Genomic DNA, 21,648 nt, shown 5'->3' with positions numbered 1-21,648 from the left:
TTCAGGCGAAATCCCGCGGCCGGAAGAAAGCGGTCAGCTGGGCCCGCTCGAGACGGGCCCAGCTTTCCGTCACCGCGAATACCGCAACGGCACCGGTCGGAAACGCGTCGATCGCAGTTCTTCCGGCGAGCTGAAAAGTCACCTCGCTGACACTGGGCTCATGCCCGACAAGCGCAAGCCTCGTGACGTCGTCCGCCGTCCGGCGCGCGATGTCCAGGTAGTCCCCGCCGTAGAGCTCATCATCGAACTCGACGAGCGGCTGCTGTTCGAACTCCCCGGAGACGAGCTGCCAGGTCTCCCGCGCCCGGCGGGCGGTGGAGCAGCGGACGCGCTCGGGCAGGTAGCCGTGTTCCCGCAGCCAGCGCCCGGCCTTGGGAGCGTCTTTGAGCCCCCGCGGCCCGAGCGGGCGTTCGTGATCGTCAACGCCGTACGGCCAGGCCGACTTGGCGTGCCGGAGAACAAGAAGCAACCGGGTCTGGTCCACGTCACCACCGTCCCACGGATTCCGGCCGCACTCGACGGCTCACGTAGAGATACCCACTGCGGGCGGAGACCCCCGAGCACCGCGGCCCACAGCCACGAAGTCCACACGCTGAAGAGCCGGTCGGCTCACGCGAAGCCTCCCACGCAGCCGCACCCGCCGGCGACGGGGATGGCCGCCGACCAGGGAACTTGAGTGGGCCGCCTGGGGCTCGAACCCAGAACCTACGGATTAAAAGTCCGCAGCTCTACCAATTGAGCTAACGGCCCGTGCTACCAGCTTAGCGGGGCCCGCTCAGCCGCTGTCCGCGGGTGGATCAGGCCGCCGGGAAGGTCAAGACTGGTCTTGGCCGGCGGAGCTGCCCATGATGGCGTCCATGCCTGACAACGCCGGTTCGCTGCTGATCCTGACCGGGCCGCCCGGGGCCGGGAAGTCCACCGTCTCTCAGCTGGTCGCCACGGGGGCGGCGCGGCCGACCGTTCACCTGCACACCGACAGCTTCTACGTCTGGATCCGGACCGGGTTCGTGCCGCCGTACCTGCCCGGCGCCGCGCGGCAGAACGAGGTCGTGCTGGGCGTGCTCGCCGATGCCGCGTGCGGCTACGCCCGCGGAGGCTACGACGTCGTCCTCGACGGCATTGTCGGGCCGTGGGCGCTGCAGCCGTTCCGTGACGCCGCGGTGCGGGACGGTCTGGACCTGTTCTACGTCGTGCTGCGGCCGAGCCTCGAAGTGACCCTCGCGCGCGGGACCGCTCGTGAAGGGCGGGAGCTCACCGAGGTCGAGCCCATCAAGGGGATGCACGGCGCGTTCACCGCGCTGGGTGAGCTCGAGCGGTTCGTGCTGGACACTTCGGAGCAGAGCGTCGAGGAGACCGCGTCCGCCGTGCGGCAACGGGGCCGCACGGCGGACTTCGCGCTCTGACGCTCCCTTATGGACGGATCAGCACGTCACGTAGAGACCCGTGTAGGCCGTGCACTTCTTCGACGCCGCGTCGTTGGCCGTGTTCGGGTCGGCCGGGGTGCTCGCCGCGCGCTGAGCCGTGGCCGTGAACGCGCCCCAGGCGAGGATGCCGCCCTCGGACGTGAACTTGGCCGTCGCCGAGGCGCCCGGGGCCAGGGTGCCGATCGTGCAGCTCAGCGTCGCGCCGGTCTTGGTGCAGCCGGTCAACGAGGTGACCGTGCGGTTCGCACCCGGGTTGACCGTCACGCGGACGCCGGTCGCGGAGGCCGGGCCGGTGTTCGACGCCGTGACCACGTAGTCGACGCGGGCGAACACGCCGATGCGCGGGGTGGCCGTCAGCGCGACCTTGACGTCGGCCTTCTGCGCGGCCGTGATCGTGACGGCCGGGCCGTCCTCGACGCCGAACGCGTAGTTGTCGCCCGCGAACTGGTGCTGCAACGTGAACTGGCCGCCGGCGGCGTCGTCCTTGACCTTGAAGGTGAACGTCACCGACCCGCTCTCACCCGGGGCCAGGTCGCCGACGCCGCCGCGGTAGCTGCTGAAGTACGGCGCGCACGGCGCGATCGAACCGGTGCAGGACACCAGGTCCACCAGGTCGACGATCGGCGTTTCCTTGGTGTAGACCGCCGCTTTCGCCCCGGTGACCGTGAAGTCGTTCGGGTTGTAGAGCTGCTCCGTGACCGTGAACGTGTCGCCGGCGTGGAGGCTGGTGTCGCTGACTTCGAGGGCGCTGACGGGCGGGGCCGCGGACGCCACCGCGGGGATCGCCACCAGGGCCGCCGCGGTCAGCGCGGCCAGGACAGCGGTTCTTCGACCGGTTCGCTCCATAGTTCGTTCTCCTGTTTCCGGACCCGAAGGGTGCCGCTCCGACCGGTGGGGACTGGTACTGCGCAGCAGGTGACGAAGATCAGATCGTCGCTCCCGAAGATTCGTTACCGGGTCCGCGAAACCGTGTCTGAACTGGGCTTTTCGGCCGTTGCCCGGTCACCGCCAGCCGCCGCGAACCGAAATTGTCGTACCCTTCTGGCACGCTCCGCACATGACCGAACACATCGTCTACGGGCCCCGGCTCACCGGTGAGCGCGCCGAGCTGACCCAGGTCGCGGGCGAGCTGCAGGCTCTGACCGAGACCGTCGACTACTACCGGCGCACGTTCGAGCTGAAGTGCGCCGGTCTGGCTCCGGCGCAGCTGGCGGAGCGCTCGGTGTCACCGTCGGCACTGTCGTTGCACGGGCTGCTGCAGCACCTCACCGGCGTCGAACGGTGGTGGTTCCGGATCCAGTTCGCGGGCGAGGACGTCCCGAACCTCTACACCTCCGACGACGACCCGGACTTCGAGTTCACCGTGCTGGACGGTGACGTCGAGGAGGCATTCGCGTTGTGGCACGCGGAATGCGAGCGGTCACGCGCGATCGTCGCGGCGAGCTCACTGGATTCGACCGGCACCCGGATCAGCACCGGCACGCCGTTCACCCTGCGCTGGCTGATGTTGCGGATGATCGGCGAGTACGCGCGCCACTGTGGACAAGCCGACTTGATCCGCGAACGGGTCGACGGCGTGACGGGCGAGTGAATCAGGCTTTGCGGAACCGAAGGAGGAGACCGGAAACGAGCGGAACGACGATCCAGCAGGCGTAGGCCCACTCCGTGAAGAACGCGACCGGGATCGACACGGCGAAGGCGGCGATCATCACGCCGGCCCCGCGGTAGGTCCTGCCGAAGAGCTCCGGCGGGGTGTCCGCGAGGTGGAGGTGGTGACGCTGGATCTGCCAGACCATCAGGACGAACACCGTCATCGCGATGACCTGCACGAGGGCGTAGAAGACGAAGCGGAATTCGAACGCGCCGTCTTCGCCGATCACCTTCGTGGCGAAGGGCATGATCACCTGCATCAGCAGCCAGGCGAAGCTGAGCCTGATCAGGCCGGAGTTCACGGTGGTGACGTGTTCGAACAGGCGGTGGTGGGCGCGCCAGTGCCCGCCGATGACCGCGAAACTGATCAGGAAGGAGATGTATTCGGACTTGTGATCGCCGAGTGAGTGCAGCAGCTCGGTGCCGGTGGAGCCCTCCGGCAGCGGCAGCTCGAGCGCGAGCAGGGTGATGGCGATGGCCACGACGGCGTCGGAGAAGAAGACGAGCCGCTCGGCGGCGAACAACCGTTCCTGGGATGCGGCGGCGGTGTCTTCGCCGGGTGTGGCGTCGGTCATGGTCGGAAAGGGTGCCAGACGCGATCGGGTGACGGCGGCCGAGGTCGGCCGACGCGCTCGCGCCTCCCGGGGTGGTTGCTCGGCCGGGCGGGAGGCCGGACGCGTGCGATGCTGACGCCATGACCGTCGACCCCGATTCCGGACTGCTGTCCCCGGTGCGGGCCGGGACCCCGGCCGAGACGTCGACCGGTGACGAAGCCTGGCTGCGCGCCATGCTCGACGCCGAAGCCGCGCTGGCGAGGGCGCAGGCCCGGCTCGGCACGGTGCCCTCGGCGGCCGCGGCCGCGATCACCGAGGCGGCGGGCAGTGCGCGGATCGACGTCGTCGAGCTGGCGCGGGGGTCGCGGGCGACCGCGAACCCGGTCGTCGGGCTGGTCAAGGCATTGACGTCGGCGGTCGGGGCGATCGCGCCCGACGCCGCCGAGTACGTGCACCGCGGCTCGACCAGCCAGGACATCTTCGACACGGCGATGATGCTGGTCGCGGACCGGACGCTGCGGCCGCTCGCCGACGACCTCGACGCCACCGCCGAGGCGCTGGCCGGGCTGGCTCGCAAGCACCGGGACACGGTCATGGCCGGCCGCACACTGACGGCGCACGCCGTGCCGACCACGTTCGGGCTCAAGGCCGCGGGCTGGCGGCAGCTGGTGCTGGACGCGGCCGTCCGGGTCCGGCGTGTCCTGGACGGCGGCCTGTCGGTCTCCCTGGGCGGCGCGGCCGGAACGCTGGCTGCGTACGTCGAGTACGCGCGCCTCGCCGACGCCGCGCTGGCTGACGCGGGGCTGGCTGACGCCGGGCTGGCCGACGCCGGGTCGGCCGTTGGCGTGCCCACCGACTCCGGGCCGGCCGTTGGCATACCCGCTGACGCCGGGTCGGCCGTTGGCATGCCCACCGACTCCGGGCCGGCCGTTGGCATACCCGCTGATGCCGGGTTGGCCGTTGGCGAGCCCGCCGATGCTGGCCCTGCCGTTGCTGAGCCGGATGACGCTGGGCTTGGCAAGGCTGGGCGTCCCGCAGGCGTGCCTGCCTGCTCTGGGCCTGCTGGCGGAGTGGCTGCCAGCGCCGGCCCGGCCGTTGGCGTGCCCGCCGACTCCGGGTCGGCTGACGCTGGACTCGCGGACGCCGGACCTAGTGAGCCCGCGGGTGCTGGGCCTGCGGGCGCGGCGACTGCGGACCGTGGGCCGGCGGGCGCAGGGCCGGCCGACGCTGGGTACGCGGAGCGGCTGACCGCGGCGTTTGCCGAGGAGACCGGGCTGGCTGCGCCCGTGCTGCCGTGGCACTCGCTGCGGACGCCCGTCGTGGACCTCGCCGGGGCACTTGCCTTCGCGGCCGGCGCGCTGGGGAAGCTGGCGGTCGATGTCGAGACGCTTACCCGGACCGAGCTCGGCGAGGTTGCCGAGCCTGTTGCCGATGGGCGGGGTGGGTCGACGGCGATGCCGCACAAGCGGAACCCCGTGCTGGCGACGCTGATCCGGTCGGCCGCGCTGCAGGTGCCGGTGCTGGCTGCCGGTGTCACGCAGTCGATGCTCGCCGAGGATGAGCGTTCGGCTGGGGTTTGGCATGCCGAGTGGCTGCTCGTCCGTGAGTGCCTGCGGTTGACCGGGGGCGCCGCGCACACGGCCGTCGAGCTGGCGCGGGGGCTGATCGTGCAGCCTGGCCGGATGCGGGACAACCTGGCGTCGACGCATGGGCTGATCGTCTCCGAACGGCTTTCGGCTGTGCTTGCGCCGTTGTTAGGGAAGGCCGCGGCCAAGGAGCTGCTCGGCGAAGCGTCCCAGCGGGCGGTGCGTGAGGACCGGCCGCTGCGTGAGGTGCTGGACGAGGTGCCCGCCATCACCGGCGTGCTGACCCCGGCCGCGCTCGACGGGCTTCTCAATCCGGCCGGCTACACCGGTGCGGCGCCCGCTCTGGTCGATCGCGCCTTGGGCGACGACAGGGCGGCCGGCACGACAGCCGGCAGGACGACCGGCACCACGACCGGCACGACGGCGGGCGAAGCCGCGGGCAGGTAGAGGCCGATACAACTGCGAGCAGCGCCGCAGGCGGACAGAGCCGCGGGCGGGCAGCGGGCCTGCACAACGGCGGATAGAGCCGCGGGCGGGCAGCAGGCCTGCACTACGGCGAGCGAGGCTACGGGCAGGCAGAAGGCCGCGGGCCGCGTAGTTGACGACCTGCGCGGCTGGGCTCAGCGCCTCGGCCTGGGCCGGAAGGTCCGCGAAAATACTTTGAACCGCCTTCGCCGAGTGTCCGTGTAGTGGGTATCAGGCAGCCGCACCGAGCGGCGGAAAACCCTACGGACACAAGGAGAACTTCCATGCTTCGCACGCGCATCGCCGTCTCCGTCGCCGCTGCGGCAGCCGGGCTGGCAGTGCTCACCGCTTGCTCGGGCGCCGAAACCGCACAGCCCGTTGTCGCTCCGGCGGCTGCTGGTGGCACTGGCGGCGGCCAGATCGGGAACGCAGCCCCGGCGTCGAACGAGTCGAAACTCGTCGTCGCCGATGTCGCCAACGTGGGCCAGGTCCTCACCGACCAGAACGGCATGACTCTCTACCGGTTCGACAAGGACACGGCGAAGCCGCCGAAGTCCAATTGCGCCGACGACTGCGCCAAGGCCTGGCCGCCGATGCTGGCCAGCGGGGACGTCCAGGTGCAAGGGGTCGACAAGAGCCTCGTCGGGAAGGTGACCCGGGCCGACGGGACCGAGCAGATCACCGTCGGCGGGTGGGCGCTCTACCGCTACGCCAAGGACACCAAGGCCGGTGACGCGACCGGCCAGGGGGTCGGTGGCGCCTGGTACGCCTCGAACGCCAAGGGTGGCAAGGCCGGGCAGGCCGCGACCGGTGGCACCGAAGCCGGCGTCGTCAAGCTCAGCGCCACCAAGATCGACGGCCTCGGTGACGCGATCACCGACCAGAACGGGATGACGCTCTACCTGTTCACCAAGGACACCAAGAAGGCCAAGACCTCCGCCTGCAACGGCGACTGCGCCAAGACCTGGCCCGCGGTCCTGTCGAACGGCAAGGTCGAACTGCAGGGCATCGACTCGAAGCTGCTCGGCAGCATCAAGCGCGCGGACGGCACCGAGCAGGTCACCATCGGCGGCTGGCCCGTCTACACCTTCTCGAAGGACCTGAAGCCGGGCGACGCGAACGGCATGGGCGTCAACGGCACCTGGTTCGTCATCGAGCCCGCCGGCTGCAAGCTCGGCACCAACCCCGCGACCGCCGCCACCAGCCAGGCTCCGGCCAGCAGCGGCGGTACGGGAAGCAGCTCCAACGACTCTTCGGGCGGCTACAGCTACTGAAGCCCTGACCACCCGAAGGAACTGATCTAGTGCGCGAGGCCCGGCGGACGCTCTTCACGAGCGACTTCCGGGCCTCGTTCCACGTTGTCCCGGCGACGCAGGAACGAGCGGCGACGCGGCTCTTCGGTGTCGGCGACGGCGACGCGGTCGTCGTTCGCGACGTGGTGCTTCTCGGTCACGCGGTCGTTGTCCACCACGCGGTCCGTGCGCTGCTCGACGACGGTCGGCTCGTCGACCACCTCGTCTTCCTCGGGCACGAGAATGGTGCGGCGGGCCGGCAGGACGGCGATCAGCAGACCGAGCGCGGCGACACCGAGGTGCAGCCAGGTGTCGGCCCGGCCGAGGTCCATCGGGTTGCCGGCGGTGGCGAAGGGGTTGTTCGAGATGAGACCGTCGATCATCAGGCCCCAGACGAACAGGGCGCCGTAACCGATGAACAGCAGCCAGCCGAACGTCCGGGCGCGGCCCGAACCGAAGGCGAGCAGCAGACCGACCACGCCGGTGACGACGCGGACGAGGCTGGTCAGGGGGTTGCCGGAGAACCGCCACAACCCGGCGTCGTGATGACCGGCGAAGTTCCCGACGCCGGTCCTGGTGAATCCGATGATGCCGACGATGATGAACGCGATCCCGGCCAGTCCGGCCAGTACCTGCGCCGGCTGCAGGCCGCGAACCCGGATGCGTGCGCCTTTCGCGTGAGCCATGACTCCAGTCCTTCCCAGCATGTGGTGACGACTGTCACCGCACCCAGGTACCCCGCGACCACTGTGCGCGAAACGAGGCGAAAACCCCCAGACGTCCGATCACTGGCACCACACCGATGACAACGATGTCGGAAATCGTCGGACCGTCCTCAGTGGACGAAGAACGGCTACTGGTCGGTGTCGGCCAGCGCGCCGTGCGCGCCCGAGCGCGGCAACGGCCAGGGCTGCACGCCGCCGGTGGTCTCGACCTGTCGGCCGACCGGGCCGGGAGCCGAGCTGTGCGCGCCGATCCACGCGAGGACGTCGGGGATCTGGGACTTGAAGGTGTTCATGTTGTGGCCGGCGTCCGGGATCCGCCACGACGAAAACCGCAGTGGCGGCCGGGCCGCGTTGCGGATCTGGTCGATGGCAAAGCTTTCGTAGCTCTCTTTGTCACCCGCGATGGCCAGGATGTCCACCGGCGACGGGTGCAGGCGCACGTTCAGCCGGACGTTGTTGGCGTCGTTGATGTCCTGCCGGCCGTGGAAGAGGTCCTCGGTCTCGGAATCGACCTGCGCCTTGTCGTAACCGCTGACGCTGACCGCCTGCCCGTACCACTGCGGGTGCCGCGTCACCAGGTTCATCGCGCAGTACCCGCCGGACGACCAGCCCGCGATCGTCCAGGCCCGGCGGTCCGGCGCCGCGCCGAGCTTCTGCAGCGCCCAGTCCCGCAGGTCCGCGGTCAGGTACGTGTCGTTCGCGGTTCCGTTGACCTCGTCGACGCATTCGGTGTCGTGGCCGACCTTCGGGACGCCGGTCGGGTCCGGCACGACCACCACCGTCGGGGTGAGCAAGCGCTTGCCGATCGCCGCGTCCAGCTGCTCCGGCAGGTGGTAGCCCGCGGTGACGACCTCGGGGCCGGACGGGTAGTTCGGGATCCACTCGATCACCGGGAACTTGAGGTCCTTGAAGCCCGCGTCGAAGTACTGCGGCGGCAGGTAGACGGTGACGTCGCGGGTGATCTTGGTCCGGCGCCCGGTCACCTTCATGTGGACGACCGTGCCCTTGCCCTCGCGGGCGTGCGCCACCGCGGTGTCCCGCAGCTTCTCGAGGTCCTCGCCGTTCTGCGCCGCCTCGGCGTCGGTGCCCTGCGCGGAGTAGACGCCGGTGCCGAGCAGCGAGCCGACCGTCGGGAAGAACCCGCCGATCATGTTGCCCGCCATGCCGGCCGAGACGACCAGGAGGACGACCGCGAGCAGGATCGTCGCGCTGCGCCACAGCCGCTTGCGCTTCCAGCGGTCCCAGAACCACGGCACCGCGATGATCGCGAGCAGCGTCAGCACGACCACCACGATCATGTTGACCGGCGAGTCCAGCCGGATGCTGCTGAGGTGCATGGGACGGGTCCTTCCAGGCGGGCAGGAATGCGCGCCCGGAATGCGGGACTCGCGTATATAGCACGTTTGACCCACCACATGCGTTGCGGCCCTGTGAGTTCCGTCATAGGGCCGCAACGCGGTGCTCGCTCAGCGTTCTCTCAGGAATTCACTTCGCGAACGCGCGCGACAGCACCGAGATCGCCTGCGTGATCGCGGCTTCGGCGGCGTGGGTTTCGCGCATCGAGTTCACCATCACGAAGTCGTGGATGATCCCCTGGTACCGCACGGCAGTGACGGGCACACCGGCCTGACGCAGCTTCGCCGCGTACGCCTCGCCTTCGTCGCGAAGGACGTCCGCCTCGCCGGTGATCACGAGGGCCGGCGGCAGACCGGCGAGCTCTTCGAGGGACGCGCGCAGCGGCGACGCGGTGATCTCCGCGCGCTGGGCGGGGTCCGTCGTGTACTGGTCCCAGAACCACTTCATGCCTTCGCGGCCGAGGAAGTAGCCCTCGGCGAACTTCGTGTACGACTCGGTGTCGAAGTTCGCGTCGGTCACCGGGTAGAAGAGCACCTGCTGCCGGAAGGTGACGTCGCCGCGCTGCTTGGCCAGGATCGTCAGCGCCGCGGTCATGTTCCCGCCGACCGAGTCGCCGGCGACGGCGATGCGCGTGGTGTCGAGCCCCTTCTCGGCGCCGTGCTCGGCGACCCACTTCGCCACGGCGTAGCTCTGCTCGATGGCGACCGGGTAGCGCGCCTCCGGTGAGCGGTCGTACTCCGGGAAGACGACGGCGGCACCGGTCCCGGTGGCCAGCTCGCGCACCAGGCGCTGGTGGGTGTGGAAGTCGCCGAAGACCCAGCCCGCGCCGTGGACGTAGACGATCACCGGCAGCGGCCCCTCGACACCCGCGGGACGGACGATCCGGGTCTCGACCTCACCGGTCGGACCGCCCGGCACCCGAAGGACCTCGATCTCGGCGTCGGCCATGGCGATCTCGCCGTCCTGGACGCCGTCGACGGCCTTGCGCCCCTCCTCCGGCGGCAGCTGGAACAGGTACGGCGGCTGGTCGGTGGCCTCGGCGAACGCCTGCGCGGCCGGTTCCAGGGCGATGTGGTGCGGGTTGGCGGTCATGCCTGCCTCCTCGGGGCGGGTGGAGCAACCTGAGGACACAAACGTAGCCCTCAACTGAGTTGTGCACAACTCAATGACACTCAATGAGATCAGGGGCACTTAAGTTGCCGCGCAACACCCGATCGGGGACCATGGAGAGTTACGAGAGAGGAGGCCGCCATGACGGAGAACGGCTCACTTCGGCTGGACGACCAGCTCTGCTTCGGCCTGTACTCGGCGTCCCGCGCGGTGACGTCGCTGTACCGGGTCGTCCTGGCGGAGCTCGACCTGACCTACCCCCAGTACCTCGTGATGCTGGCGCTCTGGGAGCAGGACCACCGCTTGGTCAAGGAGCTCGGCGCCGAGCTGAACCTCGACTCGGGCACGCTGTCGCCGCTGCTCAAACGGCTGCACGCGGCCGGGCTCGTCGAGCGCAACCGGCAGGAGGACGACGAGCGCGCCGTCATGGTCAGCCTCAGCGACGCCGGGAAGGCGCTGCGCGACAAGGCCGTCGGCGTCCCGAACGTGATCGGCGACGCGATGGGCCTCGACGCGGCCGGGCTCGCCCGGATGCGCGGCGAACTCGACCGTTTGACCGCATCCGTGAACGCCTATCGGGAGGCCTTGTCCCCGGCGTGATCACGCTGTCCCCGGCCGTCGTTAGCATGGGCCACGAAGCAGGCAGGGGACGCGAATGATCAACCACGACGACGCGCTCAAAGCCGTCGAGAGCAGTCTCGACCGGCCGTCCGCCGCCCGGATCTACGACTACTTCATCGGCGGGAACACGAACTACGCGATCGACCGCGCGTTCGCCGAGAAGGTCCGCGCCCGGCTGCCGCTCATGGGCGAGTACTGCCTGACCAGCCGCCAGTTCCTCGGCCGCGCCGTGCGCGAGTGCGTGCGTGCCGGCATCCGGCAGTTCGTCGACATCGGTTCCGGGCTGCCCACGGCGGGCAACGTGCACGAAGTCGCCGACGAGACGCGCGAAGAGCTCGACACGCACGTGCTCTACATCGACAACGAGCCCATCGCCCTCGCGCACTCGACGCTGCTGCTCGCCGACACCGCCGACCCGGAGCGCCACCACGCGATCGCCGCGGACTTCCTGCAGCCCGAGGACCTCTGGGCCCGGGTGGGTGCGTCCGCCATCATCGACGTGCGGCAGCCCGTCGCCCTGGTGATCAACGCCGTCATGCACTTCATCAAGGACGACCAGGAGCCCGACCGGCTGCTCGCGTTCTACCGCCGGAAGCTCGCCCCCGGCTCGCTGCTGGTGCTGTCGCAGATGACCAACGAGAACCCGGTCAACGACGACGAGCGGCAAGCGCTGATCGACCTGCTCGAGTACTACGAGACCACGACCAACCCGGGTTTCCTGCGGCCGATGGCCGAGTTCGAACGCTTCTTCGGCGGCTGGCCGATGCTGGAGCCCGGGCTCGTCTACGCGCCGGCGTGGCACCCGGACGCGCGGACCGTGTTCGCCGGTTCGCCGTCCGAGTCGCGGGTGATCGGCGGCATCGCCCGCAAGCCCTGATCCACCCGGCTTCCACCCCGGGGTTGACGCTCCGGGGCGCCGACGCGAGCACCGTGGTGCCCACGCACCGCGAAGGGGAACGCTCGTGAACAGCTCGGTCAACATCCTCATCGGACTCGTCGTCCTGGCCTGGATCCTGTGGCGCCAGACGCAGAAGCGCCCGGTCCGGGAGGACCGCAGGCCCACCGTGCTGCTGATCCTGCTGGTGCTCGGGGTGCTCCAGCTGAGCGCCTTCTTCAAGTCCGCGTCGTCGACGGGCCTGGTGATCGGCCTGCTCGTCGGCAGCCTGGTGCTGGCCGCGGGGTTCGGCGTGGTCCGCGGGTACACCGTGCGGCTCTGGCGCCAGGACGGGCAGCTGTTCCGCCAGGGCACCTGGCTCACGATCGTGCTGTGGCCGGCCGGCATCGGTGTCCACATCGGACTCGACGCGCTGATCGACAGCAGCGCGAAGGGCCTGGGCACCGCGTCGATCCTGCTCTACCTGGCCGTCTCGCTGGGGGCGCAGCGGCTGGTCGTCCAGTCGCGCGCGCACCACGCCGTGCGCGTCTAAGACGCTTCGCGCAGGCCTTCCAGGACGTCGAGGACGGCGCTCTTGCCAAGTTCGACGGCCTTGCGCAGCACCTCGGGATCGCGTTCCAGCACCGCCACGTCCGGTGCGCCCATCGGCGGCCGGACGCTGAGGATGCGCGGATCGGTCGCGAGGATCTCCTCGTCTTCGACGTCCCGGCGGTAGGTGTCGTGCCAGGCGGCGATCGTGCCGGGCGCCTGGCGGCGCAGGAATCGCGGCACGACGACGTCCTGCACCCGCGGCGGCCGCAGCGGCAGCTCGTCGGCGCGACGGGTGCGCAGCACCAGGACGTCGGTCGCGTCCTGGGCGAGCGCGGTGCGGAACGGGATCGGCTCGGCCACCCCGGCGTCGACGAACCGGCGCCCGGCCATCGGGATCGGCGGCCCGGCCAGCACCGGCATGCAGGACGACGCGGCGAGCGCGACCTTGATCGCGTCGACGTCGTCCAGAAAGGGGTGCAGGTCGGTGGATTCGCCGGTGTCGGCGTCGGTGGCCAGCGGGTGGAACGTCACCGTGTTGGCCAGGATCGCCGGGAAGTCCATCGGCTCCAGCACCGAATAGACCTGGTGGACGAGGTATTCGAGGTCGATCACCGCGCGGCCGCGCAGGGTGTGCAGCGGGTTGATGATCCGCCGCATGACGACCGGGTTCCACCAGGTCCGCACGCCCGTCGACGAGCGGCCGCAGAGCAGCCAGGCGCCGTTCAACGCGCCGGCCGACGAGCCGTAGACGGCGTCGAACGCGGGGGTGATCCCCAGTTCGTCCAGCGCCAGGACCATGCCGCTCGAGTAGGTGCCCCGGCTGCTGCCGCCTTCGATGGCCAGCGCGAGGCGCCGGCCGTCCGTGCGTTCGCCCGGGACACTGCCGGTCGCCAGCCGTTCGGAGATCAGTTCGAGTACCGGGTGCACTCCTCCCATCCTGGTCTTTTACGGCGATTCGTCGACCCGTTTTGAGAACTACGGAGTGCGTCACTCGCGCGGGTGAAGTGATGCGCGCCTCGTTGCACTGCACCTAGTTGCATAGCACCCTCGGAGCATGGCTCTGGAGCACGCGATCCTCGTTTCGCTGTCCGAGCGCGCCGACTCGGGCTACGAGCTGACGCGCCGGTTCGAGAAGTCGATCGGGCTCTTCTGGAGCGCCACCCACCAGCAGATCTACCGCGTGCTGAAGCGGATGGAAGAGGCCGGCTGGGTCGCTGTCGACGTCGTCGCGCAGTCGGGGCGGCCGGACAAGAAGGTCTACACGGTCAGCGAAAGCGGTCACACCGAGCTGGTCCGCTGGCTCGCCGAGCCGGACCCGTCGGCCGGGCCCGTCGAACTCGCGGTCAAGATCCGCGGCGCGAGCTTCGGCGATCCCGGGGCCGTCGCGGCCGAGATCGTCCGGCACCGCGCCGCGCACGCCGAACGCCTCGACGTCTACCGGCAGATCGAGAAGCGCGACTTCCCCGCCCCGGCCGGTCTCGAAGGCCGGCACCTGCACCAGTACCTGGTCCTGCGCGGCGGCATCCGCGTGGAAGAAGGCCAGGTCGAGTGGTTCGACGAAGTTCTCGCTGCTCTCCACCACGAGAAGGACGCGTGATGACCGACTACCCGAACTTGCTGGCCCCGCTGGATCTCGGCTTCACGACGTTGCGCAACCGCGTGCTCATGGGCTCGATGCACACCGGCCTCGAGGACAAGGCCGCGCACTTCCCCGAGCTGGCCGAGTACTACGCCGAGCGCGCCCGCGGTGGGATCGGGCTGATCGTCACCGGCGGGTTCGCGCCGAACCGCACCGGCTGGCTGCTGCCGCTCGCGTCGAAGCTGACGACGTCCGCCGAGGCGCGGCAGCACCGGCAGCTCACGGCGCCGGTGCACGAGGCCGGCGGCAAGATCGCGCTGCAGGTCCTGCACGCGGGCCGCTACGCCTATCACCCGCTCAGCGTGTCCGCGTCGAGCCGCAAGGCGCCGATCAACCCGTTCCGGCCGCGCGCGCTGACCGGTTACGGCGTGCGTCAGCAGATCCGCGCCTTCGCCGACTGCGCCGCTCTCGCGCGCGAAGCGGGCTACGACGGCGTCGAGATCATGGGCTCCGAGGGCTACCTGATCAACCAGTTCCTGGCCGAGCGCACCAACAAACGCACTGACGCCTGGGGCGGCACGGCCGAGAAGCGCCGCCGGTTCGCCGTCGAGATCGTGCGCCGGACGCGCGAGAAGGCCGGCGACGACTTCATCATCATCTACCGGCTCTCGATGCTCGACCTCGTGCCGGGCGGCCAGCGGTGGGAGGACGTCGTCGCGCTCGCGAAGGACGTCGAGGCCGCCGGGGCGACGATCATCAACACCGGCATCGGCTGGCACGAGGCCCGGGTGCCGACGATCGTCACGTCGGTGCCGCGCGGCGCGTTCACCTGGGTCACCGGGAAGCTCAAACCGCACGTCGGGATCCCGGTGGTGACGTCGAACCGGATCAACATGCCGCAGGTGGCCGAGGAAGCGCTGGCGAACGGTGACGCCGACCTCGTCTCGATGGCCCGGCCGTTCCTCGCCGACCCGGAGTGGATCCGGAAGGCCGCGAGCGGCCGCGAGGACGAGATCAACACCTGCATCGCCTGCAACCAGGCCTGCCTCGACCACGCCTTCAAGCGCAAGCTCGTGTCCTGCATGGTGAACCCGCGCGCGGGCCACGAGACGACGTTGACGCTCACCCCGACGCGGCGCGTCAAGCACATCGCGGTCGTCGGCGCCGGGCCCGCCGGGCTGTCGTCCGCCACCGCGCTCGCAGAGCGCGGCCACCATGTCGAACTGTTCGAAGCGGACGACGAGATCGGCGGCCAGTTCGGCATCGCACGGAAGATCCCCGGCAAGGAGGAGTTCGCCGAGACGATCCGCTACTACCAGCGGCGCCTCGAGGTGACCGGCGTGAAGCTGCACCTCGGCACGCGCGTCACCGCGGCGGACCTGACCGGCTTCGACGAGGTCGTGGTGGCCACCGGCGTCGCGCCCCGGGTGCCGTCACTGCCCGGCATCGACCACCCGAAGGTGCTGTCCTACGTCGACGTCGTCCGGCACGGGAAGCCGGTCGGCGACCGGGTCGCGGTGATCGGCGCCGGCGGGATCGGCGTCGACGTCAGCGAGTTCCTCACGCACCTCGGCTCCCCCGCGCTCGACCTCGACGCGTGGATGACCGAATGGGGCGTCGCCGACCCCGAGCACGCGCCCGGCGGGCTCACCGAGCCGAAGCCCGAGCCGTCACCGCGGCAGGTCTACCTGCTGCAGCGCAAGAAGTCCGGGATCGGTGCCGGGCTCGGCAAGACGTCCGGCTGGGTGCACCGCGCCGCGCTGAAGGCGAAGGGCGTCGAACGGATTCCCGGCGTCACCTACGACCGCGTCGACGACGCCGGCCTGCACATCACCGTGGCCGGGCGGGCGCGGCTGCTGGAAGTCGACACGGTCGTCGTCTGCGCCGGTCAGGAGCCCGTGCGCGACCTCGCCGACGAGCTGACGGCGTCCGGGCTGCCGGTGCACGTGATCGGCGGCGCCGACATCGCCGCCGAACTCGACGCGAAACGCGCGATCGACCAGGGAACGCGGCTCGCGGCCGCGCTGTAGCCCGGGAAGCCTCCCGCACTGGCAGGATGAACCCCGTGCGAGACGTATGCGTGATCGGGCTCGGGCTGATCGGCGGGTCGCTGCTGCGCGCGGCGGCCGCGAGCGGCCGCACGGCGTGGGGAGCGGCGGTTTCCGAAGTGGACGCCGACGCGGCGAGCAGAGCGGGGTTCGACGTCACGACCGACGTCGAGGCCGCGCTGCTCCGGGCCGCCGCCGAGGACGCGCTGGTCGTGCTGGCCGTGCCGCTGCCCGCTGTCGAGGACCTGCTGCGCCTGGTCGCCCAGCACGCGTCGCACTGCCTGCTCACCGACGTCACCAGCGTGAAGGCGCCGGTCCTGGACGCCGTGCGCCGCCGGGTGCCGTACACGCGTTACGTCGGCGGGCACCCGATGGCCGGGACGTCCCACTCGGGCTGGCTGGCCAGTGACGCCTCGCTGTTCCGGGGCGCGGCGTGGGTCGTCGCCGTCGAGGACGACACGGACCTCGAAGCCTGGGCCGAGGTGGCGCAGCTGGTGCTCGACCTCGGCGCGCACGTGGTGCCGCTGCCCGCGGAGTCGCACGACGAAGCCGTCGCGCGGATCTCCCACCTGCCGCACCTGTTCGCCGCGATCCTCGCCACCATCGGCGCCGAAGGCGGCCCGCTGGCGATGTCGCTCGCGGCCGGTTCCTACCGCGACGGGACACGCGTCGCGGGCTCGAACCCGCACCTCGTGCGCGCGATGACCGAAGGCAACCGGGACGCGCTGCTCCCGATCGTCGACGAAGCCCTCGGCCGGCTCGGCGCCGCGCGCGGTTCGCTGGCCTCGACCGGCGGCCTGGCGGCCACCATCAACGCGGGACACGAAGGCGCGCAAGCGTTTGCGGCCGGCCTGGACGCCGAGCGGGCGGGCGTCCGGATCAGCCTGGCCGCCCCGGACGCCCGGGACGGCCTGATCGCCCTCGGCGAGCGCGGCGGCCGGATCACCGGCCTCGCGGACGGCGTCGCGACCGGCGAAGTCCAGTAAAAGCCGTGAAGGACTCCTTACCGGCCTTAAGAGCCGGGAAGGAGTCCTTCACGGCTTTCGGGAACTACGGCTGGGCGGGCGGGGCCGGCGGAGTCGGCGGGGCCGCGGGCGGGTTGTCCGGGGTGTTGTCGAACTTGTTGAGGAAGTCCTTGGCCTTCTCGACGCCGCCGTCGATCTGCGAGTCGTGGCCGGCGAACTTCGACTTCGCGAAGTCGGCGGCCTTGTCGAGGCCCTGCTCGATCTTGTCGTTGTGCTCCCGCAAGGCGTCTTCGGCCTTGCCCTTCAACGCGTCGAAGTCGATTCCCATGAGTGCATTGAACAGCACTCGTGTCACGTCCGCCTGTGGTAGGGCAAAAACCGCCTGACCAGCCGCAACGGCGTGTGTTCGACCAGGTCCGGCCCGCGGACCGCGTCGAACGCCGACTCCAGCTGGTCGACCACGCCGGCCAGCTGTGCGCTGTCGGGCAGCGGCACCGACTCCGGCGTCCGCTGCTCGCGGATCGACGACGCCAGCTCCTCGATCGCGGTGGTCAGCAGCCCGACGTCCGACGGCGCCGGCGGCGCCACCCCGCGGCCGATCGTGACGCCGACCTCGGTGACGGCGTCCGCGACCCGTTCCTGCGCCGCGATGACCGGCCACCACGCCACCGCCTGGCGGCCGTTGGCGGACGGCTCGACGACGACCTGCTGGAACGCCGTCCGCAGGTCGGCCAGCGCCCGGTAGGCGCCGCGCCGGGCCCGGGACCGCGCCAGCCGCGCGTCCCCCGACGACGCCTCGACCAGGGCGTACTCGACGTACTTCGCGACGGCGTCCAGCCCGTCGGCCAGCCGGCCGCCGACCTGGGGACGCCGGCTTCCCGGCCACAGCAGGTAGCCGAAGACGAGCACGATCACGCAGCCCAGCACCGTGTCGACCAGCCGGGCCACGACGACGTCCCAGCTCGCCGTGTTCGCCAGGTCCATCTGCAGGATGATCAACGGCGTGACGAACGCGCTGAGGATGCCGTAGTTGCGCACCTTCCCGACCGCGACGCCGCCGGCGAAGATCGCGATCAGCGCCACCAGGATCCAGCCGCGCCCGCCCGCGACCAGCACGGCGGCGCCGATCCCGACGCCGACGACCGTGCCGATGCCGCGCAGCACCGCGCGGCCGAAGACCGAGCCGAAGTCCGGCTTGAGCACGATGCCGACGGTCAGGGTGAGCCAGTACGACCGCTCCAGCGGCACGAGCAGGCCGACGACCTCGGCGATCGCGACGCACAGGGTCAGCCGCAGGGCGGCGATCCAGGTCAGCGGGCCGGACGCCAGGGACCGCCCCCAGTCCCGCAGCCGCCGGTACCAGGGGGCCTGCTCCCGGCGCTTCCGGTCGTCACCCTTCCCGATCCGGATCAGCCCGGCGTACAGGGCGGCCCGCAGCGGGTCGGCGTCGTCCTCGGGCTCCGGTGGCGGTTCCGGCAGCGGCTGGCTCGCCAGCACCGCGGCCGAGAGCGCGACGAAGTGGTCGATGACGTCGCCGGACACCCGGCGGCCGGCGTTGACCAGCGCCACCGACGCCTCGACCGCGGGGGTCGTCGCCGAGAGCAGGTTGAGCAGCTGCCGGTACGCGGCGTCGCGGCCGGACAGCCACGAGCGCGCGGTGAGCAGCTGGTCGTAGGCGGTGTTCATGGCCGTGGTCAGCCGGTGGCGGGCCACCCGCGAGACGGCCTCGTCGGTCGCCGAGAGCATCGCGGCCAGCTCGACGTAGACGTGCGCGACGGCGCCGCGTTCGGCGCTGGTCGCGCGGACCGTCCAGGTGACGAGCGCGACCAGCAGGCTCCACGCGGCACCGACGCAGAAGTAGCCGAACAGGATCTCGACGCGGACGCCGGTCGCGTGCTGGCCGGTGCCGAGCACGCAGAACACGAACATCTGCAGGCCGGCGACCGAGGCGTTGCTGCCGGCCGCGCTGATCAGTGCGGACACCGCGGCGACCAGGATCACGGCGGGCACGGACAAGGCCGGGACGCCGCCGGTGAGCAGGCCGACGACGTAACCACCGGTTGCGGCGAGCGTCGCGCCGCCCAGGCGTCGCGCGCGGTAGCGGTACGGGCCCGCGGACTCGGACAGCACGGCGGGCAGCGCGCCGGTCGAGATCAGGGCGCCGACGGCGATGTCACCCGCGGCGAAGCCCACCGCCAGCGGGACGGCGAGGGCGAGCACGGCCCGGGCGACCATGTTCCACGGCACCGGGACCGGTTTGCTCCGCAGCAGCTGGACGAGCCAGTGCGGCGCGGCGATGTCGGGACGCGGCGTGCTCACGCCCCCATCTTGACCTACGCTGCCGGGAACGCTTAATTATCAACCTGTCAACAACGTGGGAGGTTCCGGTGGGCCGCAAGTACTCCTTCGAGGTCAACCGCACGAGCACAGCGCCGCCGTCGGCGCTGTTCGCGCGCGAAGCCGACGGCCCGCGCTGGGCGGAGTGGGGAAAACCACTGATCATCCAGGCGAGCTGGGCCCGGCAGGGCACCGACGAGCCGAACGGCGTGGGCGCCGTCCGCGCGGTCGGCCTGTGGCCGGTGCTGATCAAGGAGGAGACGGTCGAGTACGAGCAGGACCGCCGCCACGTCTACACGTTCTTCGGGAACAACCCGATCAAGGACTACCGGGCCGAGGTGTTCTTCACCCCGACCGTCGACGGCGGCACGCACCTGCGCTGGACCGGCTCGTTCACCGAGCCCGTGCGCGGCAGCGGCCCGATCCTGGCCGCCGGGCTCAAGAACGTCATCCGGCTGTTCTCGGCGAAGCTGGTCAAGGCGGCCGAAACCGGGCACTGACCTGGGTGCGTCAGGCCACACAAGATCGTTTGACGCAACTTCGCGCCCCACCTGAACGTCACCCTTTCGGGTAGTCCTCGACTACCCTTCGAAAGGGGGACGCGGGGATGTTCAGCAAAAGGCGACACGGAAGAGTGACAGCGGTGGTGGCCGCGGCGGTGTTGGCGCTCACGGCGTGTTCGAGCGCCCAGCCGGCGCCGCCCGAGCCCAGCCAGCCGAACCCGGCGCCCGGTGGCGGCCCCGGCTCGACGCCGTCCGGGCCCTACGCGTTCGGCACCGTGCAGCAGAAGGCGCCGGCCGTGGCGAACGGCGAGGTCCAGGTCGTCCGCAAGATCACCACCGACAAGCCGTACGTCTTCCTCACGATGGACGACGGCGCGGTCAAGGACCCGGACGCGCTCAAGCTGATGCAGCAGTCCGGCACGCACCCGGTGCTGTTCCTGAACCAGAAGTACGTGAAGGGCCACGAGGCCTACTTCAAGCAGATCCTCGACGCGACCGGCGCGACGCTCGGCGACCACACGGTCGACCACCCGAACCTCAAGGGCAAGCCGTTCGAGTTCCAGCGCAAGGAGATCTGCGACGACGCCGACGACTTCCAGAAGGGCCTCGGCGTCCGGCCGTCGATCTTCCGGCCGCCGTTCGGCAACTACGACCACACCACGCTGCGCGCGGCGGCCGCGTGCGGGATGCGCGTCGCGGTGCTGTGGACGGCCGCGGTCAACGACGGCCACGTCCAGTTCCAGGCCGGCGACAAGCTCAAGCCGGGCGACATCGTGCTGATGCACTTCCGGAAGACGTTCAAAGAGGACTACACGGCGTTCGTCGAGCAGGCGAAGAAGGACGGGCTCACACCCGTCCCCCTCGCCGACTTCCTGGGCTAGAGAACGACTGTCGGCGTCACGACGGTCCGGCGGCACGTCACGTCACCCAGGTGCACCAGGATCTGCGTGGTCCCGCGCGGCACGTTGTCGAGCACGAACCGCCCGCCTTCGTCGGCGGTCGTGGACGTCGTCCCGTGCTCGGCGACGCGCACCTCGACGCCGTACTGGCCGGCCGGCACCAGCCAGCCGTCGATGCGGTGCTGCTTGCCGATCTTGGTCAGGTTGATCATCACGGTGAGGTCGCTGACGGTGAAGGTGATCGTCCCGGTGCCGCTACCGCGTACGCCGGCCAGGTTGTCGAGCCGTTCCCAGCGGGCGACCTCGACGTCGAGGTCCTCCAGGGCGAGCGCGAACTGGACCCGCTGCACGAGGTCGTCCGGCGGCGGATCGAGCTCGTCGAGGAAGCGGCCGATGTCGGCCAGCAGGATTTCGTCGTCCGCGGAGGCCGTGCCTCCCGGTGCCCCGACGTCGTTCATCGGCTGCCCCCTTCACTGGCGAGGAGATCGCGCATCTGGTCGAGGCAGCGCCCTCTGGTCGGTCCGACGCTGCCGCGCGGCATCCGCAACGCTTCGGCGACGAGCTGGTACTCCGCACGGCCCGCGAGGACGGTCAGCCGGAGCAACTCCTGACAGCGGTGGGGCAGCCGGACGAAGGCGCGCCAGACCCGGCGGTCGCGGTCGGCGCGGACGGCTTCGTCTTCGGGAGCCGGTTGGGTGCTGGGCATCGCGTCGGCCACCTCGTCGCTCAGCGGGACGGGCTGGATGCGGCGGCCGTGGGGATGGGTCGCCTCGCGCCGGGTCGTGGTGATCAACCAGGCGGCGAGCGCCTTGGGATCACGCAGCTTCCCGAGCTGGCTGAACAAGGCCAGCCACACGGTCTGGACCACGTCTTCGGCGACCGAGCGGTCGAGGCCGTTCGCCCTGGCCACGTGCCAGACGAGCGGGGTGAGCTCGTCGACCAGGCGGGCCATCGCCTGGCGGTCGCCTTCTCTCGCCGCGTGCATGCAGGCGGCATGCAGCTCGGCGCCGGTCAGGCCCTCCCAAGGAGGATCAACCTCTGCGGTTTGCACGTCGGTCACCGTATCTGCCCCTCTTCGGAAACGTCTTCGAGTCGGCTTCGGCAGTAT

Annotated in this window: 23 protein-coding genes, 1 tRNA gene and 1 pseudogene; 13 read left to right on the top strand and 12 right to left on the bottom strand. The window is 70.6% G+C overall.

The window, feature by feature from the left end:
* Position 1: 1 nt before the first annotated feature.
* Together OHS18_RS32730 and OHS18_RS32725 are read right to left on the bottom strand one after the other, a co-directional pair.
* Positions 2–484 carry a SixA phosphatase family protein gene (locus OHS18_RS32730; RefSeq protein ID WP_328613454.1) on the bottom strand — a complete coding sequence of 161 codons (483 nt, stop codon included), beginning with the start codon at positions 482–484 and terminating at the stop codon, positions 2–4.
* 193 nt (positions 485–677) lie between these two features.
* Positions 678–750: transfer RNA gene (locus OHS18_RS32725), tRNA-Lys, on the bottom strand.
* A gap of 107 nt (positions 751–857) precedes the next feature.
* On the opposite strand from OHS18_RS32725, the gene OHS18_RS32720 reads away from it, so the two are divergent.
* The gene (locus tag OHS18_RS32720) at positions 858–1,403 is read left to right on the top strand and encodes an AAA family ATPase (protein WP_328446085.1); all 546 of its coding nucleotides are present in this window, start codon (positions 858–860) and stop codon (positions 1,401–1,403) included.
* An 18-nt stretch (positions 1,404–1,421) separates the two neighbouring features.
* Here OHS18_RS32720 and OHS18_RS32715 read toward each other — a convergent pair whose 3' ends face one another.
* Positions 1,422–2,270 carry a hypothetical protein gene (locus tag OHS18_RS32715; RefSeq protein WP_328613453.1) on the bottom strand — a complete coding sequence of 283 codons (849 nt, stop codon included), beginning with the start codon at positions 2,268–2,270 and terminating at the stop codon, positions 1,422–1,424.
* 211 nt (positions 2,271–2,481) lie between these two features.
* On the opposite strand from OHS18_RS32715, the gene OHS18_RS32710 reads away from it, so the two are divergent.
* Positions 2,482–3,015: a DinB family protein gene (locus tag OHS18_RS32710; protein ID WP_328613452.1), complete on the top strand. Its 534-nt coding sequence runs from the start codon at positions 2,482–2,484 to the stop codon at positions 3,013–3,015.
* 1 nt (position 3,016) lies between these two features.
* On the opposite strand, the gene OHS18_RS32705 is transcribed toward OHS18_RS32710, so the two are convergent.
* A complete protein-coding gene (locus tag OHS18_RS32705; protein WP_328613451.1) occupies positions 3,017–3,649 on the bottom strand; it encodes a TMEM175 family protein in 633 nt (210 codons plus the stop codon).
* 119 nt (positions 3,650–3,768) lie between these two features.
* Here OHS18_RS32705 and OHS18_RS48620 point away from each other — a divergent pair.
* The 3 genes and pseudogenes from OHS18_RS48620 to OHS18_RS32695 form a co-directional block, all read left to right on the top strand.
* Positions 3,769–4,410 (top strand): annotated as a pseudogene (locus OHS18_RS48620) (lyase family protein); the annotation flags it as partial.
* A 123-nt stretch (positions 4,411–4,533) separates the two neighbouring features.
* Positions 4,534–5,661: a lyase family protein gene (locus tag OHS18_RS48615; RefSeq protein WP_442875436.1), complete on the top strand. Its 1,128-nt coding sequence runs from the start codon at positions 4,534–4,536 to the stop codon at positions 5,659–5,661.
* A gap of 302 nt (positions 5,662–5,963) precedes the next feature.
* Positions 5,964–6,953, top strand: a complete 990-nt coding sequence (locus OHS18_RS32695) for an SCO0930 family lipoprotein (protein ID WP_328446092.1) — start codon at positions 5,964–5,966, stop codon at positions 6,951–6,953.
* Positions 6,954–6,979: 26 nt separating this feature from the next.
* On the opposite strand, the gene OHS18_RS32690 is transcribed toward OHS18_RS32695, so the two are convergent.
* The 3 genes from OHS18_RS32690 to OHS18_RS32680 all read right to left on the bottom strand — a co-directional run bounded on the left by OHS18_RS32690 (position 6,980) and on the right by OHS18_RS32680 (position 10,144).
* The gene (locus OHS18_RS32690; RefSeq protein WP_328446095.1) at positions 6,980–7,657 is read right to left on the bottom strand and encodes a DUF4383 domain-containing protein; all 678 of its coding nucleotides are present in this window, start codon (positions 7,655–7,657) and stop codon (positions 6,980–6,982) included.
* A gap of 167 nt (positions 7,658–7,824) precedes the next feature.
* Positions 7,825–9,033 (bottom strand): alpha/beta hydrolase, encoded by a 1,209-nt coding sequence (locus OHS18_RS32685; RefSeq protein ID WP_328446097.1) that lies wholly within the window; start codon positions 9,031–9,033, stop codon positions 7,825–7,827.
* A 148-nt stretch (positions 9,034–9,181) separates the two neighbouring features.
* Positions 9,182–10,144, bottom strand: coding sequence for an alpha/beta hydrolase (locus OHS18_RS32680; RefSeq protein WP_328613449.1), 963 nt, complete (start codon positions 10,142–10,144; stop codon positions 9,182–9,184).
* A gap of 159 nt (positions 10,145–10,303) precedes the next feature.
* Between OHS18_RS32680 and OHS18_RS32675 the strand changes: the two genes are divergently transcribed.
* The 3 genes from OHS18_RS32675 to OHS18_RS32665 all read left to right on the top strand — a co-directional run bounded on the left by OHS18_RS32675 (position 10,304) and on the right by OHS18_RS32665 (position 12,210).
* Positions 10,304–10,762, top strand: coding sequence for a MarR family winged helix-turn-helix transcriptional regulator (locus OHS18_RS32675; RefSeq protein WP_328613448.1), 459 nt, complete (start codon positions 10,304–10,306; stop codon positions 10,760–10,762).
* Between the two features lie 55 nt (positions 10,763–10,817).
* Positions 10,818–11,660: an SAM-dependent methyltransferase gene (locus tag OHS18_RS32670; RefSeq protein ID WP_328446103.1), complete on the top strand. Its 843-nt coding sequence runs from the start codon at positions 10,818–10,820 to the stop codon at positions 11,658–11,660.
* A gap of 85 nt (positions 11,661–11,745) precedes the next feature.
* Positions 11,746–12,210: a hypothetical protein gene (locus OHS18_RS32665; RefSeq protein WP_328613447.1), complete on the top strand. Its 465-nt coding sequence runs from the start codon at positions 11,746–11,748 to the stop codon at positions 12,208–12,210.
* Here the strand turns inward: OHS18_RS32665 and OHS18_RS32660 are convergent.
* The gene (locus tag OHS18_RS32660) at positions 12,207–13,145 is read right to left on the bottom strand and encodes a patatin-like phospholipase family protein (RefSeq protein ID WP_328613446.1); all 939 of its coding nucleotides are present in this window, start codon (positions 13,143–13,145) and stop codon (positions 12,207–12,209) included. The genes OHS18_RS32665 and OHS18_RS32660 overlap by 4 nt on opposite strands.
* 118 nt (positions 13,146–13,263) lie before the next feature.
* On the opposite strand from OHS18_RS32660, the gene OHS18_RS32655 reads away from it, so the two are divergent.
* The 3 genes from OHS18_RS32655 to OHS18_RS32645 are packed head-to-tail and all read left to right on the top strand — an operon-like array spanning position 13,264 to position 16,822.
* The gene (locus OHS18_RS32655) at positions 13,264–13,806 is read left to right on the top strand and encodes a PadR family transcriptional regulator (RefSeq protein WP_328613445.1); all 543 of its coding nucleotides are present in this window, start codon (positions 13,264–13,266) and stop codon (positions 13,804–13,806) included.
* Positions 13,806–15,818 carry an NADPH-dependent 2,4-dienoyl-CoA reductase gene (locus OHS18_RS32650; protein WP_328613444.1) on the top strand — a complete coding sequence of 671 codons (2,013 nt, stop codon included), beginning with the start codon at positions 13,806–13,808 and terminating at the stop codon, positions 15,816–15,818. The genes OHS18_RS32655 and OHS18_RS32650 overlap by 1 nt, the downstream gene beginning before the upstream one ends.
* 26 nt (positions 15,819–15,844) lie before the next feature.
* Positions 15,845–16,822 carry a prephenate dehydrogenase gene (locus OHS18_RS32645; protein WP_328613443.1) on the top strand — a complete coding sequence of 326 codons (978 nt, stop codon included), beginning with the start codon at positions 15,845–15,847 and terminating at the stop codon, positions 16,820–16,822.
* A gap of 64 nt (positions 16,823–16,886) precedes the next feature.
* Here the strand turns inward: OHS18_RS32645 and OHS18_RS32640 are convergent, their stop codons facing one another.
* Entirely contained in the window at positions 16,887–17,129 is a 243-nt protein-coding gene (locus tag OHS18_RS32640) for an antitoxin (RefSeq protein WP_328613442.1), read from the bottom strand.
* Positions 17,130–17,152: 23 nt separating this feature from the next.
* A complete protein-coding gene (locus OHS18_RS32635; RefSeq protein WP_328613441.1) occupies positions 17,153–19,120 on the bottom strand; it encodes an FUSC family protein in 1,968 nt (655 codons plus the stop codon).
* Positions 19,121–19,188: 68 nt separating this feature from the next.
* Here OHS18_RS32635 and OHS18_RS32630 point away from each other — a divergent pair, with 68 nt between their 5' ends.
* Both OHS18_RS32630 and OHS18_RS32625 read left to right on the top strand, forming a co-directional pair.
* Complete coding sequence (locus OHS18_RS32630; RefSeq protein ID WP_328446119.1) at positions 19,189–19,638, top strand: SRPBCC family protein; 450 nt, start codon at positions 19,189–19,191, stop codon at positions 19,636–19,638.
* Positions 19,639–19,781: 143 nt separating this feature from the next.
* Positions 19,782–20,522, top strand: a complete 741-nt coding sequence (locus tag OHS18_RS32625) for a polysaccharide deacetylase family protein (RefSeq protein WP_328459116.1) — start codon at positions 19,782–19,784, stop codon at positions 20,520–20,522.
* On the opposite strand, the gene OHS18_RS32620 is transcribed toward OHS18_RS32625, so the two are convergent.
* Positions 20,519–20,998 (bottom strand): carboxypeptidase regulatory-like domain-containing protein, encoded by a 480-nt coding sequence (locus tag OHS18_RS32620; RefSeq protein WP_328446120.1) that lies wholly within the window; start codon positions 20,996–20,998, stop codon positions 20,519–20,521. The genes OHS18_RS32625 and OHS18_RS32620 overlap by 4 nt on opposite strands.
* Entirely contained in the window at positions 20,995–21,600 is a 606-nt protein-coding gene (locus OHS18_RS32615; RefSeq protein WP_328446122.1) for an RNA polymerase sigma factor, read from the bottom strand. The genes OHS18_RS32620 and OHS18_RS32615 overlap by 4 nt, the downstream gene beginning before the upstream one ends.
* Positions 21,601–21,648 lie beyond the last annotated feature (48 nt).

The organism is Amycolatopsis sp. NBC_00355 (assembly GCF_036104975.1).
In the GTDB taxonomy this organism is placed as follows: domain Bacteria; phylum Actinomycetota; class Actinomycetes; order Mycobacteriales; family Pseudonocardiaceae; genus Amycolatopsis.
Note: the sequence above shows the minus strand (reverse complement) of the source record. Positions and strands in the feature narration are given on the sequence as shown.